Below are 13,538 nucleotides of genomic sequence, written 5' to 3' on the forward strand. Positions count from 1 at the left end.
ATGGCGGCGAGTCGCTTCGACCGCCGCCTATTCGCTCTTCTGCAGGTCGGTCGGAGGCTTCAGCAGGAAGCGCACCGCCAGCAGGCCCACTTCGTACAGCAGGCACATGGGCACGGCCAGCATCACCATCGACAGCAGGTCCGGCGGCGTGATGAATGCCGCGATCGCGAACGCACCGACGATGGCATAGCTGCGGAAGCGGGCGAGCTTCTCGGCGTCGACCACGCCCACCGCGGCCAGGATCACCACCGCCACCGGCACCTCGAAGCACAGCCCGAAGGCTAGGAACATCAGCATGACGAAGTCGAGGTAATGCGTGATGTCCGTCATCATCTCAACACCATCGGGCGTGACGGCGGTAAGGAACTTGAACGCCGCCGGGAGCACGATGAAATACGCGAAGGCGCAGCCGGCATAGAACAGGAACAGCGCGGCCACCAGCAGCGGCCGGGCCAGGCGTTTCTCGTGCCGGTACAGGCCCGGGCTTACGAATGCCCACAGCTGGTACAGGATCATCGGCATCGAGATGAACAGCGCCGCCCACAGCGCCAGCTTCAACGGCGTGAAGAACGAGCTCGCCACTTCGGTGGCGATCAGGTGCGCGCCGGCGGGCAGGCGGGCCACCAGAGGCGCGGCGAGCTCGGTATAGAGGCGATTGGCGATCGGAATCAGCGCCATCAAAACCAGGAACAGGGTGACGATGGCCCGGAGCAACCGGGCGCGCAGTTCTACCAGGTGGGAAAACAGGCCTTCCTCGACAGGATCGTCGGTCGACGGTCCGGGTTCACTTGCTGACATCGGGGCCTTCCGGATCCATGGGTGCTGCAGGCGAGCTGACATGCGGCGTTTCGGCGCGCGGTGCGTCGACATGCGGCACGTCGACAGGCGTATCCGCTGCCTGGGCCGTGTCTTGGCGACCATCGCCGAGCGGCTTGCCACGCATCACGTCGCCAGCCTCGGTAAAGGTACCGCGCACCTGCTGGTTGACCTCGCTGACCGTGCTGCGCAGGTCGTCGTGCGGCTGGCGCGCGCGTTCGGCGGCCTCGCGCAGGTTGCGCTTGATTTCCTCGGCCTGGACTTCGCGCTCCACTTCGGCACGCACGCTGTCCCAGCCGGTACGCACGCGACGCAACAGGGCGCCCGCGGTGCGGGCGGCATGGGGAAGCTTTTCCGGGCCCAGCACGATCAGCGCGATGATGGCCAGCAGGAGCAGCTTGCCGAAGCTGATCTCGATCATGACGGAGTGACGAGGTTAGTTCGGGCGGTCGCGCTCGGCGCGCGCCGCATCGGCGGCGGCCTTGGCGGCGTCGGCTGACGGCGGTGCGTGCTCGGCCGGCGGATCGGCGCGCAGCTGCTCGGCAGCCTGGCGCTTGGCTTCTTCATCGCCATCGAGGCCTTTCTTGAAATCGCGGACGGCGCCGCCGAGGTCCGAGCCGATGTTGCGCAGCTTCTTGGTGCCGAAGATCAGCACGACGACGACGACCAGCAAGACGATATGGATGGTGCTCATGGGACAAACCTCGATGACGGCGGGCCCGCGAAGCGGCGCGGGCAACGCTCGAAAGTATGACGATTAGCGCTGAGTGTACTCTTCCAGCCTGTCGCGGAAATCGACAATCGGTGTAGGCACATTCTGAACTCCGCCTTCGAAAATCCTACGTGGCGTCACGCCGCTGCCGTAAATAGCTGTATTTGCATCGTAATCGATGCGCAGCGCGGAGCCGTCCAGGGCGACGCCGGCGAACAGGCCGCGCGAACGCGAGTAAGAATAGATCTCGGCCTTCATCTGGCTGTCCGTGGCCGCGGTGGCGGTACGGCCGACCGGCCCGGCGGCCGCCGAGGCGTCCGCGCCCAGAGTGAACTTGCCGTTGACAATGGAATCCACGCCGCGCTGGGTACGGAAGACCAGGATCACGTCGGTGGAGGAAATGCCTGCCTGGAAACCCACGCTGCCACCGGTGAGAGTCACGAAGCTGGGGTTCGACCAGGTGCCGTCCGCACCCTTGACCGAGATCAGGCCTTCGCCACGGCGGCCACCGAAGACCAGGCCCGCCTTGACCATGTCAGGGATGACGGCAATCGCGTGGGCGTCGCGAAGCAGGTCGGTGGGAATGCCCTTGTCGGGCGCCTCCATGATTTCCTTCAGCACGCGTACGGCATTGCGTGCACGGACGTCCGGTGGGTCTTCGGCATGTACGGCGGCGAAGGGCGCCGCGACGAGTGCTAGGACGACAAGGAAACGGGCGAACGGCTTGACCATGGGGATGGAACTCCTTTGCGGGGCGGCGTGAGGCGGGTGCGGCATCGGGCTGCACGGTCTGCACCAAGTCGCTATGGCAGACTGCACTGTCCCAAAGCAGGCCCGAGCCTCATGCCAGGCAGCAATAACTATACCGGCCTTGCCGCCGATTCCTACGCCACCGCGCCGGCGATCGGCGTGCTGCTGGTTAATCTTGGTACACCTGCCGCGCCCACGGCGGCGGCGGTGCGTCCCTACCTGGCCCAGTTCCTCGGCGATCGGCGGGTGATCGAATACCCCCGGCTGCTTTGGCTGGCCATCCTGCACGGGGTGATCCTCCGTATTCGGCCTCGGCGTGCGGCGCATGCCTACAGCCGCATCTGGACGGCGCAGGGCTCGCCCCTGCGCGTGCTGAGCGAAGCCTTGGCCGCGCGCGTGGCGGCGCGGCTGGCCAGCATGCGGCCTGGTCCGGTTCGGGTGGAACTGGCCATGCGCTACGGTGCGCCCGAAGTTTTCCAGACCATCGTGCGGATGCAGCGCGAGGGCGTGCGCCGGCTGCTGGTGCTGCCGCTGTACCCGCAGTACTCGGCCACCTCCACAGGGTCCGTGCTCGATGCCATCGCCGACAGCGTCAAACGCCTGCGCTGGCCGCCAGAACTGCGCACGATCAACGATTATCACGACCGCTCGGGCTACATCACCGCACTAGCCGACAGCGTGCGCGCACATTGGGCTCAGCATGGCCGCGGCGAAATGCTATTGCTGAGTTTCCACGGCATTCCCGAACGTTACGTCAACAACGGCGATCCCTACTACGACCAGTGCATGGTCACCGCGCGCCTCCTGCGCCAGGCGCTGGGCCTGGGCGACGTTGATGCCATCATCAGCTTCCAGTCGCGCGTGGGTCGTGAGCGCTGGCTGCACCCCTATACCGACGAAACCGTGCGCGAACTCGGCCGCCGGGGCGTCAAGCGCTTGGATGTGATCAGCCCCGGATTTGCCGTGGATTGCCTGGAAACGCTGGAGGAAATCGCCATGCAGAACGCGGAGTTCTTCCGCGAGGCAGGCGGCGGCACGCTCAGCTACATCCCCTGCCTCAACGACGGCGATGCCCACGCCACGATGCTTTCGGAGCTGGTGGTGCAGCACCTGCAAGGCTGGCCGGAAGCGAACGCATGAGCGAACTGACCATCGACATCCCGGGGTTGCAGCTTGCAGCGCAGGCCTGGGGCGACGAAAACCTTCCGCCGCTGCTGGCCCTGCATGGCTGGCTGGACAACAGCGCCAGCTTCGAGCGGCTAGCGCCGTTGCTGTCGCAACGCTACCGCCTGATCGCGCTGGACCTGCCCGGCCATGGCGCCTCGGCCCACCTGCCACCGGGCCTGCCCTACCACTATGTGGATTATGTCCGCGCCGCCATCGCCGCCGCCGATGCGCTGCGCCTGGATCGCTTCAGCCTGCTCGGCCACTCGCTGGGTGCGGGCATCGCCAGCCTCGCGGCCGCGGCCGTGCCCACGCGTGTGCGGGAACTGTTGCTGGTGGAAGGCCTGGGAGCGATGGCCGACGACGGCTCGCGGACGCTTGAGCGTTTCCGCGAGGGCCTGACTGCGCTGCAGGAACGCCCGCGCAGCCTGCGCGTCTTCAGCGACATGGACGACGCCATCGCGGCACGGGTGGCCGTGAGCAAGACGCCGGCGGAACTGGTGCAGGGGATGGTGACCCGGAGCCTGGCCAAAGTCCCTGGCGGATACAGCTGGCGCAGCGACCCGCGCCTTGCCTCATCCACCCCGATCCGCCTGGCCGAAACCCAGGTGATGTCCCTGCTGCTGGGCATCGAGGCCCCCACCCGCCTGCTGCTGGCCGACCCCGCCATGCCGTACATGGAAACGGAAACCATCCAGGCCCGCATCGATTGCGTGGCGGATATCACCGTGGAGCGGATGTCCGGAGGGCACCACCTGCATCTGGAGAAACCCGCCGAAGTGGCGGCCTTCTTCCTGCAAAAGAATTAGCCCGCGCGTTGGCCGGGGTCAGAGTCAATGACTCTGACCCCCAATCAGCCACTTCAGGACCCGACCGTGATTTCCATGACGGTCCGCGGCGCCACCAGGTAGTGGTCCACCAGCAGGAAGGCGAACAACGCCATCAGGTAGACGATGGAGAAGTTGAATACCTTCATCGAGAACAGCTCATCCGGCGGGTTCAACAGGCGCACCGCGTAATACAGGAACCCCGCCCCCAGCACCACCGCGCCGCCCAGGTACAACAGCCCGCTGTAGTGCATCAGGTACGGCAGCATCGTCACCAGGAACAACAGGATGGTGTAGAAAAGCACGTGCCAACGCGTGTACACCACCCCGTGCGTCACCGGCAACATCGGCACCTGGGCCCGGGAATAATCCTCGCGGCGGAAAATCGCCAGCGCCCAGAAATGCGGCGGCGTCCACACGAAGATGATCAAACACAACTGCAGCGCGAACGGATGCAGTTCGCCCGTGACCGACGTCCAGCCCAGCACCGGCGGAATCGCACCGGCCAGCCCGCCGATCACGATGTTCTGCGGCGTGGCGCGCTTCAGGTAGGCGGTGTAGACCACGGCGTAGCCGATCAGGCCGCCGAAGGTGAGCACCGCGGTGAGCGTGTTCACCAGCAGCACCAGCACCAGCATCGACAACACGCCCAGCCCCAGGGCAAAGACAAACACCTGCCGCGGGGAAAGATGCCCCGTCGCCAGCGGCCGGTGCGCGGTGCGCGCCATCACCTTGTCGATGCGCTGGTCGATCAGGTGGTTGAAGGCTGCCGCCGATGCCGAGGCCAGCCAGATGCCCAGCGTGCCGAACACCAGCGCGCGCCAGGGCGGAAGGCCCATGGGGAAGCCCGGCGCGATGCCCGGCACCAGGAACATGCCGATGACGGCGCAGAACACCAGCAATGCCACGACGCGCGGCTTGGTGAGCTCGAGGTATTCGCCGAAGGTCGACTTGGCCACGTCAGGTTCCCGGTTCAATCGATCGCAGCTGCGTGCGCGAGAGCGACACCAGCAGGGTAAATAGCAGCAGCGCCGCCACGCCATTGTGCGCGGTTGCGACGGGGAGCGGCAGTCCCAGGTGCACATTGCCGATGCCCAGCGCCACCTGCGCCAACAGCACCACGCCCACCGCGATGCCGGCGCCGCGCAGCCCCGCGCGGGCGAGCCTGTGCGACAGCCAGGCAAGGTAACAGAACACCACCAGCGCGCCGATGCGGTGCGCGATCTGGATCGCGCTGCGCGCGGCCATGTCCAGCACGCCGCCTTCGTAGTTCACACCCACGCCGCGCCACAGCACGAAACCTTCGCGGAAATCCGTCGCCGGCCACCACTGGCCCTGGCAGGTCGGGAAGTCGGTGCCGCACGCGAGCGCTGCATAGTTGGAACTGGTCCAGCCGCCCAGGGCGATCTGGCACACCAGCAACACCATGCCCAGTACCACCAGCTTGCGCAGTGCCGCATGGCGGTCGTCGTCCGAGCCCACGCCGCAGAAACGCAGCGCCGCATAGGCCAGCAAGCCGAAGGTGGCGATGCCGCCCAAGAGGTGCCCCATGACCACGATCGGTTTGAGCAACAGCGTGACCGTCCACATCCCAAGCATCGCCTGGAAGATGATCACACCCAGCACCAGCACGCCCACCCGCCACGCATCGGGACGATCCAGCCGCCAGGCCACCAGCAAGGGCAAGGCGATGGCGAGCGCCGACAGCACCGACGACACCACGTGCTCGCCGTGCATGTACATGCCCACGCCCACCGCGGCGAACACCGCCGACGCCAGCAAGGCGGCGATGGCAAACTTGCGCCGCCAAGCCGACATCAGCGCGATCGCCAGCACCATCACGCCCAGCGACCCCGCCAGGAAACGGTGCACCTGCTCGCGCCATGCCTTGTGGGTTTCATAGGGACGGTCGGGAAAAGCTTCGTTGGCCTGGGCGATCTCGTGCGCATGGCCGGGCCACGTCACCTCGCCATAGCAGGTGGGCCAATCAGGGCAGGACAGTCCCGCGTTGGACAGGCGCACGAAGGCGCCGAACATCACCACGCAAAAGGCAAAGATGGCTGCGACCACAGCAATGGCGCGCAGGATGCGCAGGCGACGCGACACCATTATTTGATCACCTTCTGCAAATCCTTCCGCAGGCCCGAGGGATCGAAACCGGCAGGATACTGGGCCAGCGCGGTGGTATTGGACTCCACGAAAACAGCCGACACGGAATCAGGCTCGGTCGGCCGGAACGACTCCAGCTTGCCGTCCACGTCCCTGCCCACGACGTAATCGCCCATGAAGGCATCGGCGGCTTTGTCTGTCGGGGGTTCGCCCAGGTAAAGCAGGCGCAAGCGGTCGCTGTTGCGATTGAGCGTGATGCGCGCGTTGCGCATCTTCAGCAGCGTATCCACGCACCGTGCGGCGCAGCCGGGACCCGGCAGGGCGATCAATGTCAGGCGAGGCTCGGACGGATCGCGCCACACGTAACTGCCGCCCTTGGCCAGGTCGATGCGCACGTCAGCGAAGCTCCGCTGTGGCTCGATAGGGAGACCATTTCCCTTGGCCGTGGGCTGCCAGCCGGTGATGGTAAGCAGGGCCGCCGCGGCAAAGGGTGCCACGAACACCAGCAATACCAGGACCAGTTTGCCGCGGCCGGTCGGGCGCGGCTTGTCTTGCACGGGAGGATTCATTCGGATCGTCCTTTAGCCCTGCGCCGTGGCTTACGGTGCAGGATGAAGAAAATGACCACCGCCGCCAAGGCGAAGGTAAACCACTGGAAGGCGTAGGCGCGGTGCCGCGCCGGCGGCATGAAGCCCGGTGTCCAGTCGCGCACGTAGGCCGCATGCGGATCGGCATCGAGCAGCAACACGCGCGGGAACATGCGTTGCTTCAGGTCCATGCCGATCTCGGTGGTGTCCAGGTAGATCGTCGTCTTAGGCCAGGCATTCTGCGTGGGCAGCGCATTGCCGCCCATGCGTATGCCGATCCCCGGCGTGGGCACGTACAAGCCATGCAGGGACTGCGCGCCCGTCGGCAACGGCGGCACCTGTGGGATATGCCCTGCCTCGCGCGGCACGAAGCCCAGGTCCACCAGCAGGAGGTCAGCGATGCCATCCACCTTGAACGGCGCGTACACATGGATGCCCTGCTGGCTGGCATGCGTCTGGTCGTCGAGGTAGTACTCCCGGCCCGGCACGAACTGCCCGGTGACTCCTACACGCGGATAGCGGTCACCCGGCGGATTGGATGCCACGCCTGCGAAGTCTTCCTGCGCCGCGGTGGCCGATGCGGCATACCGTCGCAGAAGTTCGTCCTTCTCCGCCGCGCGGTCGAGCTGCCACACGCCCAAGCGTATGAAAAGCAAGGTTCCGGCAACGGTCAGGAGCACCGCGAACCACGACGGACGGCGCAGGCGCATCACGCGGGGTACCGCGTGGTGGGGGCTATACTGCGGTGGTCGAAAGGGTTCGGGCCGATCACGTGGAAACCATCTACAAATACGCGCTGGTGATATTGCTGCTGGTGGTGTTGTTCAATCTCGGCCAGGCCCTGTACTTCATGATGACCGACAAGGGCCAGGGCAGCCGCACCGTCTGGGCCCTGACGCGCCGCATCGGGTTGTCGCTGCTGTTGATCGCCATGATCGCCCTGGGGATCTTCATGGGCTGGCTGCACCCGCACGGGGTGGGGCAATTCTAACCCCTTGCCCGGGGCACCACCCCGGACCTGCGTCAATTTGGGTGGATGCCCAGACCCGAGGCCACGGCCTTCCATACCTCCGGCCATACCGCCGACTTCGTGGACACCTCGTCGTAATGCGAGGCACACGGCACGATCACCACCTGGGCATCGTCCCCCTTGCCCTGCGCCATGCGGGCATAGTCCCGGGCCACCCGCGGCGGGGAAATATCGTCCAACTCGCCGGTAATCAGCACCGTGCTGCTGCCATTGGGCGTAAGCGCGGCCGCGTTGGTATCACTGAATACGTCCGCCCGTCCCGTTGACGGCTTCCCGGTCAGATCATCCACATTGGTGTCGCAGGTCTGCCGGATCAGCGCACGCTCATGCCGTAGATCAGCCAACCCACCCAGGCTCACCACGTGCCGCACCGGCACCGGCCGGGCCTCATGCAGCAAACTCTGCGCCGGAATACGGGCCCGACCGGCCAGCCACTGCACCAACTGCCCGCCCGCCGAATGCCCCACCGCCACCAGCCGCCTAAGGTCCAGACCCCGCGCCGCGGCAACGGTCCGCAATTCATTCATCGCCGCATTCATGTCCCGAAACGTGCCCGGATAACCGCCGCCATCCTCATCCAGCCGCCGGTACTCCACGTTCCACACGGCCACGCCCCGTTTCTGCAGCTCGCCGGCCATATGCCGCATCTGCACAATCCCGCCAAATTTCGAGTTCCAGCACCCGCCATGCACCAGCACGACCACCGGAAAAGGCCCTCTCCCGGGTGGCAGGAATAATTCCGCGTACTGCGACGGCGCCCTCCCGTAAGCCACGTGGGCAGTGGGCGCAGGCCCATCAAGCGCCATGTAGTCATCAAGGTTCATCGGCCCGGCCAAGGCATCGCCAGCCAGCAGCATAAGCAAAAACGCTAGCGTGCGGGGGAGGAAGGCTTCGGGTGTCATTTTCGTCACTAAGTCCTCGTCGGGCTTCGCCCTCCTGCGGAAGCGTTCCGAAAACGACACCCGAAGCCTTCCCCCGGACGTAGTGGCGGACCGTGGGGAAAGCGGGGCGTGTAGCTCACCGCGAATGGTGGGCGGCCATTTCAAGCTGATGCTGTGCACAGCACGGGCAAAGGCCCATACGACCAGCTCGTTTGCTCTGCTCTCACCCACCTCATGGGGTCGGAGGGAGCCGTCGGGCGTCACCCCCGGGAACGATTCCGCAGGAGGGCGAAGCCCGACGAGGACTTAGTGACTGGGGGTGACGCCCGACGGCTCCCACCCCTCACCGCCCTACAGGACGTAGACGAACATGAACAGCGCGAGCCAGACCACGTCGACGAAGTGCCAGTACCAGGCTACGGCTTCGAAGCCGAAGTGGTGGTCGCGGGTGAAGTGGCCCTTGGCGCAGCGTAGCCAGATGATGGCCAGCATGATGGTGCCCAGGGTCACGTGCATGCCGTGGAAGCCGGTGAGCATGAAGAACGTTGCGCCGTACACGCCGCTGTGCAGCGTGAGGTTGAAGTTCTGGTAGGCCTCCATGTACTCGTGGGACTGGCAGTACAGGAACAGGCTGCCCAACAATACCGTGAGGCCCAGGAACAGCAGCAGCTGGCCGCGGCGACCGCCGCGCAGCGCGTGGTGGGCGATGGTGATGGTGACGCCCGAGGACAGCAGGATCAGCGTGTTCACCAGGGGCAGGCCCCAGGCCGGGATGGTCTGGAAGGCACCGCCGACGGCTGCCGGACCGCCGCCGCCGCTGGCACCCCAGGCGGCCGAGTAGGTCGACCACAGGAACTGGTGGGTGAGCACGCCATGGCCTTCGCCGCCGAGCCAGGGCACCGAGAAGATGCGGGCGTAGAACAGCGCGCCGAAGAACGCACCGAAGAACATCACTTCGGAGAAGATGAACCACAGCATGCCCATGCGGAAGGAACGGTCCACCTGGGCGTTGTAGCTGCCGGCGCGTGATTCGTGGATCACCGAGCGGAACCAGCCGAAGAACATGCCCAGCACCAGGACGACGCCGGTCCAGAACATGCCCTTGCCGAAGCCGGCTTCACCAGGCTGCGCATTGAGCCAGTGGGCGGCACCGTAGACGGTGGTGAACATGGCGATGGCCGCGACGATCGGCCAATAGCTGTTCTTCGGTACGTAATAGACGTCGTCTTGCTGGTGACCCATGGTGTGTTCCCGTGGATATCTTGTTTTTACTGCATCCTCCGGCCGGACATCCGGTCGGAAGAACCATCCGCTCAAACGTTGAGCATCTGCAAAATCGACAGCAGGAAGATCGCGAAGGCAATGCCGCCGACGATCCAGGCAGTCCGCCGGGCGCGCTTGCGGCGCGCCTGGACTTCCGCTTCCTGATTGGCTGTATGGGCGTTCAAGGCATCAATGGTCGACGTGGCCATGGGCCAGCTCGTCGTCGTTGATCACCGGCGGCACGGCAAAGGTATGGAAGGGAGCCGGCGAAGGCACCGTCCATTCCAGGCCCTTGGCGCCTTCCCACGAACGATCCGGCGACTTCTTCTTGGCGAAGAATACCGTGTGGATCACCACGCCCAGGAAGATCAGCTGCGAGGCGCCGAACCAGAAGCCGCCGATGGAGCTGATCATGTTGAAGTTGGCGAAGGCCACGTTGTAGTCGGGGATGCGGCGCGGCATGCCGGCCAGGCCCAGGAAGTGCTGCGGGAAGAACAGCACGTTCACCGAGATAACGCTGGACCAGAAATGGATCTTGCCCCAGGTCTCGTTGTACATGTTGCCCGACCACTTCGGTATCCAGTAGTAGGCGGCGGCGATGATCGCGAAGGCCGCGCCGGTCACCAGCACGTAGTGGAAGTGCGCCACCACGAAATAGGTGTCGTGGTACTGGAAGTCGGCCGGGGCAAGGGCAAGCATCAGGCCCGAGAAGCCGCCGATGGTGAACAGGATGACGAACGCGATGGAGAACAGCATCGGCGTTTCGAACGTCATCGAGCCGCCCCACATGGTGGTGACCCAGTTGAACACCTTCACGCCCGTCGGCACCGCGATCAGCATGGTGGCGTACATGAAGAAGATCTCCGCGCCCATCGGCAGGCCCACGGCGAACATGTGGTGCGCCCAGACGATGAACGAGAGGAAGGCGATCGAAGCAATCGCGAACACCATCGCCTTGTAGCCGAAGATCGGCTTGCGGGCGAAGGTCGGGATGATCTCCGACACGATGCCGAACGCCGGCAGGATCATGATGTAGACCTCCGGATGCCCGAAGAACCAGAAGATGTGCTGGTACAGGACCGGATCGCCGCCGCCGGCGGCATTGAAGAAGTTGGTGCCGAAGTATTTATCGGTAAGCAGCATGGTGACCGCACCGGCCAGCACCGGCATCACCGCGATCAGCAGGAAGGCGGTGATCAGCCAGCTCCACACGAACACCGGCATCTTAAGCAGGTCCATGCCCGGGGCGCGCATGTTCAGGATGGTGGCGATGATGTTGATCGCGCCCATGATGGAGGAGATACCCATCAGGTGGACCGCGAACACGGTGTAGGCGATCGACTCACCCTGCAGCGACAGCGGCGGGTACATGGTCCAGCCACCGGCGGGGCCGCCGCCGGGCATGAACAGCGTGGACAGCAGCACGCAGAAGGCAAAGGGCATGAGCCAGAACGACAGGTTGTTCATGCGCGGCAGGGCCATGTCCGGCGCGCCCACCATCAGCGGGATCATCCAGTTGGCCAGGCCGACGAAGGCCGGCATGATCGCGCCGAAGATCATCACCAGCGCATGCAGCGTGGTCATCTCATTGAAGAAATAAGGCTGCACCAGCTGCAGGCCGGGCTTGAAGAGCTCGGCGCGGATCACCATGGCGAAGCTGCCGCCGATGAAGAACATGGTGAGCGCGAACACCAGGTACAGGGTACCGATGTCCTTGTGGTTGGTGGAGAACACCCACCGCTCGATGAAATTCTTCGGCGGACCGTGATGCTCGTGGTCGTGAAGATCGTGTTGGTCGTGGGCTGCGTGGGCCATGGCCTAAACCTCTACCTGCAATGCGTGTTCGGATTAACCCTGGCCCTTGGGCGCGGGTGCGGTCTGGGCGGTCTGCGAAGCCTTCAGCAGTTTCGCCTCGTCCTGCTGGGTAGCCAGCCACTGTTCGAATTCGGCCTTGGGCACGGCCTTGACCACGATCGGCATGAAGCCGTGGTCCTGGCCGCACAGCTCGGCGCACTGCCCGCGGTAGACGCCAGGCTCCTTGATGTTGGTCCAGGCGGAGTTGATCACGCCGGGGATCGCATCCATCTTCCAGCCCAGCGCAGGCACCCACCAGGAGTGGATGACGTCGGCACCGGTGATGACGAAGCGCACCTTGGTGTTGATGGGCAGCACCAGCGGGTGGTCGACGTCGAGCAGGTAGGTGTTATAGCCATCGACCGTCACCTTGCCCGGGTCCATGCCCGAACCCAGCTGGCGGGTACGATCGCTGCGGCCGTCGAGCTTGGACATGAAGCCGACCTTCTCGACCGCCTTGCCCTGGTAGTCGACGTAATCGTAGCGCCACTTCCATTGGTAGCCGGTGACCTTGATGGTCATTTCCGAGCCGGTGGTATCGGCGAAGCTGACCAGGCCGGTGGTGGCAAGCTTGGCAAGCACGATCAGGATGATGATCGGCACGCCCGTCCACAGCGCTTCGAGCTTGGTGTTGTGGGTCCACTTCTCGGCCACGGCACCGCGTGACTTGCGGAACTTGAACATCGAGATGAACATCGCGCCGAAGACGACGATACCGATCACGACGCAGACGCCGAAGGCCACGTTGTTGAGGAAATAGGGTTCGCCCGACCAGGTCGTGACTCCCTTGGTGAGGTTCAACTGGTCCGGCTGGGGGTTCGCCCACACCGCCCCGCCAAACAGGGCGAGGGCCGTCGTGGCCACTGCCTTCATCGAACGCCTGATGCCACCAGATGTCATGTCTTGCACCTTTGTTGAACCTACTTGCGCTGCTGGTCGTTGATTTCCGCCAACAACACCATGAGTTTCCGTGACGCCTCGACTTTTTCCTCTTCCCCGAGGAAAGCGCCGATTTCAAGCTCGCGGCCGTGCGACTTGAGCACGAGCCGTTGTCTGCCATTGCCCGGCAACAGCCGGACACGAACCCAGTACGGCTGGAAGGAGGCACGGCGCCGTCCGGGCAGCCATTGCACTTCCAGCTTGTCGCCTTCCACCACGATCCGCTCGCCGTGGCCACCCGCGCGCCAGGCCAGGCCCAGCAGCGATGCCACCGCCACCGACTCCAGCAGCGCGAAAACCGGGGCGAACACATTGCCCTGCCACGCACAGATCCAGGCGACCGAGATCGACAGGGCTGCCAGCGACCATGACAACCGGTGCAGACCACGCCTGCTCAGCGCACGGTTGGGCCGGAGCCAAACAACGCGCGGCAAGCCAGCGATGGCTGGGCGGAGCACGACCATGGGAGCACCTGTCCCTCGGAACAGCGGAATGATAGGCCGGTGGGGGTACGACCGGCAAGGTTGACGTGGCTTTGGAGCGATGCGGGGAACAATCCGGGCATGCGGCAATTTGCCTCAAGCGACCTTGCGCACGGGCGGCCGG

At 65.0% G+C, this 13,538-nt stretch carries 17 protein-coding genes; 3 read left to right on the plus strand and 14 right to left on the minus strand.

Annotated features, from left to right (window positions below; all coding sequences use genetic code 11):
* Positions 1 to 27: 27 nt before the first annotated feature.
* From tatC to NDK18_RS19100, 4 genes are all read right to left on the minus strand, one after another.
* Positions 28 to 798: a twin-arginine translocase subunit TatC gene (gene tatC, locus NDK18_RS19085; RefSeq protein WP_250628719.1), complete on the minus strand. Its 771-nt coding sequence runs from the start codon at positions 796 to 798 to the stop codon at positions 28 to 30.
* Positions 785 to 1,237, minus strand: a complete 453-nt coding sequence (gene tatB / locus NDK18_RS19090) for a Sec-independent protein translocase protein TatB (RefSeq protein ID WP_250626589.1) — start codon at positions 1,235 to 1,237, stop codon at positions 785 to 787. The genes tatC and tatB overlap by 14 nt, the downstream gene beginning before the upstream one ends.
* Before the next feature lie 15 nt (positions 1,238 to 1,252).
* Positions 1,253 to 1,510, minus strand: a complete 258-nt coding sequence (tatA, locus tag NDK18_RS19095) for a twin-arginine translocase TatA/TatE family subunit (protein WP_250626588.1) — start codon at positions 1,508 to 1,510, stop codon at positions 1,253 to 1,255.
* 63 nt (positions 1,511 to 1,573) lie between these two features.
* On the minus strand, positions 1,574 to 2,260 hold the full coding sequence (locus tag NDK18_RS19100) for a lipid-binding SYLF domain-containing protein (RefSeq protein WP_250626587.1): 687 nt from the start codon (positions 2,258 to 2,260) through the stop codon (positions 1,574 to 1,576).
* 111 nt (positions 2,261 to 2,371) lie between these two features.
* Here NDK18_RS19100 and hemH point away from each other — a divergent pair, with 111 nt between their 5' ends.
* Positions 2,372 to 3,418, plus strand: a complete 1,047-nt coding sequence (hemH, locus tag NDK18_RS19105) for a ferrochelatase (RefSeq protein WP_250628720.1) — start codon at positions 2,372 to 2,374, stop codon at positions 3,416 to 3,418.
* Positions 3,415 to 4,251 carry an alpha/beta fold hydrolase gene (locus tag NDK18_RS19110; RefSeq protein ID WP_250628721.1) on the plus strand — a complete coding sequence of 279 codons (837 nt, stop codon included), beginning with the start codon at positions 3,415 to 3,417 and terminating at the stop codon, positions 4,249 to 4,251. Before hemH ends, NDK18_RS19110 begins: the two co-directional genes overlap by 4 nt.
* A 53-nt stretch (positions 4,252 to 4,304) precedes the next feature.
* On the opposite strand, the gene cyoE is transcribed toward NDK18_RS19110, so the two are convergent.
* From cyoE to NDK18_RS19130, 4 genes are read right to left on the minus strand one after another with little or no spacing between them, the layout of a single operon-like run.
* A complete protein-coding gene (cyoE, locus tag NDK18_RS19115; protein ID WP_250626584.1) occupies positions 4,305 to 5,228 on the minus strand; it encodes a heme o synthase in 924 nt (307 codons plus the stop codon).
* 1 nt (position 5,229) lies between these two features.
* On the minus strand, positions 5,230 to 6,378 hold the full coding sequence (locus tag NDK18_RS19120; protein ID WP_250628722.1) for a COX15/CtaA family protein: 1,149 nt from the start codon (positions 6,376 to 6,378) through the stop codon (positions 5,230 to 5,232).
* Complete coding sequence (locus NDK18_RS19125) at positions 6,378 to 6,947, minus strand: hypothetical protein (protein WP_250626582.1); 570 nt, start codon at positions 6,945 to 6,947, stop codon at positions 6,378 to 6,380. The genes NDK18_RS19120 and NDK18_RS19125 overlap by 1 nt, the downstream gene beginning before the upstream one ends.
* Complete coding sequence (locus tag NDK18_RS19130) at positions 6,944 to 7,675, minus strand: SURF1 family protein (RefSeq protein WP_284691676.1); 732 nt, start codon at positions 7,673 to 7,675, stop codon at positions 6,944 to 6,946. Before NDK18_RS19130 ends, NDK18_RS19125 begins: the two co-directional genes overlap by 4 nt.
* A 62-nt stretch (positions 7,676 to 7,737) precedes the next feature.
* Here NDK18_RS19130 and NDK18_RS19135 point away from each other — a divergent pair, with 62 nt between their 5' ends.
* Complete coding sequence (locus tag NDK18_RS19135; RefSeq protein ID WP_250626580.1) at positions 7,738 to 7,956, plus strand: twin transmembrane helix small protein; 219 nt, start codon at positions 7,738 to 7,740, stop codon at positions 7,954 to 7,956.
* Positions 7,957 to 7,988: 32 nt separating this feature from the next.
* Here the strand turns inward: NDK18_RS19135 and NDK18_RS19140 are convergent, their stop codons facing one another.
* The 6 genes from NDK18_RS19140 to NDK18_RS19165 all read right to left on the minus strand — a co-directional run bounded on the left by NDK18_RS19140 (position 7,989) and on the right by NDK18_RS19165 (position 13,396).
* Complete coding sequence (locus NDK18_RS19140; protein WP_250628723.1) at positions 7,989 to 8,897, minus strand: alpha/beta hydrolase; 909 nt, start codon at positions 8,895 to 8,897, stop codon at positions 7,989 to 7,991.
* Positions 8,898 to 9,227: 330 nt separating this feature from the next.
* On the minus strand, positions 9,228 to 10,118 hold the full coding sequence (locus tag NDK18_RS19145) for a cytochrome c oxidase subunit 3 (RefSeq protein ID WP_250626578.1): 891 nt from the start codon (positions 10,116 to 10,118) through the stop codon (positions 9,228 to 9,230).
* Between the two features lie 71 nt (positions 10,119 to 10,189).
* Positions 10,190 to 10,348: a hypothetical protein gene (locus NDK18_RS19150; protein WP_250626577.1), complete on the minus strand. Its 159-nt coding sequence runs from the start codon at positions 10,346 to 10,348 to the stop codon at positions 10,190 to 10,192.
* Positions 10,329 to 11,954, minus strand: coding sequence for a cytochrome c oxidase subunit I (gene ctaD, locus NDK18_RS19155; RefSeq protein ID WP_250626576.1), 1,626 nt, complete (start codon positions 11,952 to 11,954; stop codon positions 10,329 to 10,331). Before ctaD ends, NDK18_RS19150 begins: the two co-directional genes overlap by 20 nt.
* A 33-nt stretch (positions 11,955 to 11,987) precedes the next feature.
* Complete coding sequence (gene coxB, locus NDK18_RS19160) at positions 11,988 to 12,893, minus strand: cytochrome c oxidase subunit II (protein ID WP_250628724.1); 906 nt, start codon at positions 12,891 to 12,893, stop codon at positions 11,988 to 11,990.
* Positions 12,894 to 12,913: 20 nt separating this feature from the next.
* Positions 12,914 to 13,396, minus strand: a complete 483-nt coding sequence (locus NDK18_RS19165; RefSeq protein WP_250626574.1) for a DUF2244 domain-containing protein — start codon at positions 13,394 to 13,396, stop codon at positions 12,914 to 12,916.
* Positions 13,397 to 13,538: the final 142 nt, after the last annotated feature.

This window comes from Pinirhizobacter soli (genome assembly GCF_015905305.1).
GTDB classification, from domain to species: Bacteria; Pseudomonadota; Gammaproteobacteria; order Xanthomonadales; family Rhodanobacteraceae; genus Pinirhizobacter; species Pinirhizobacter soli.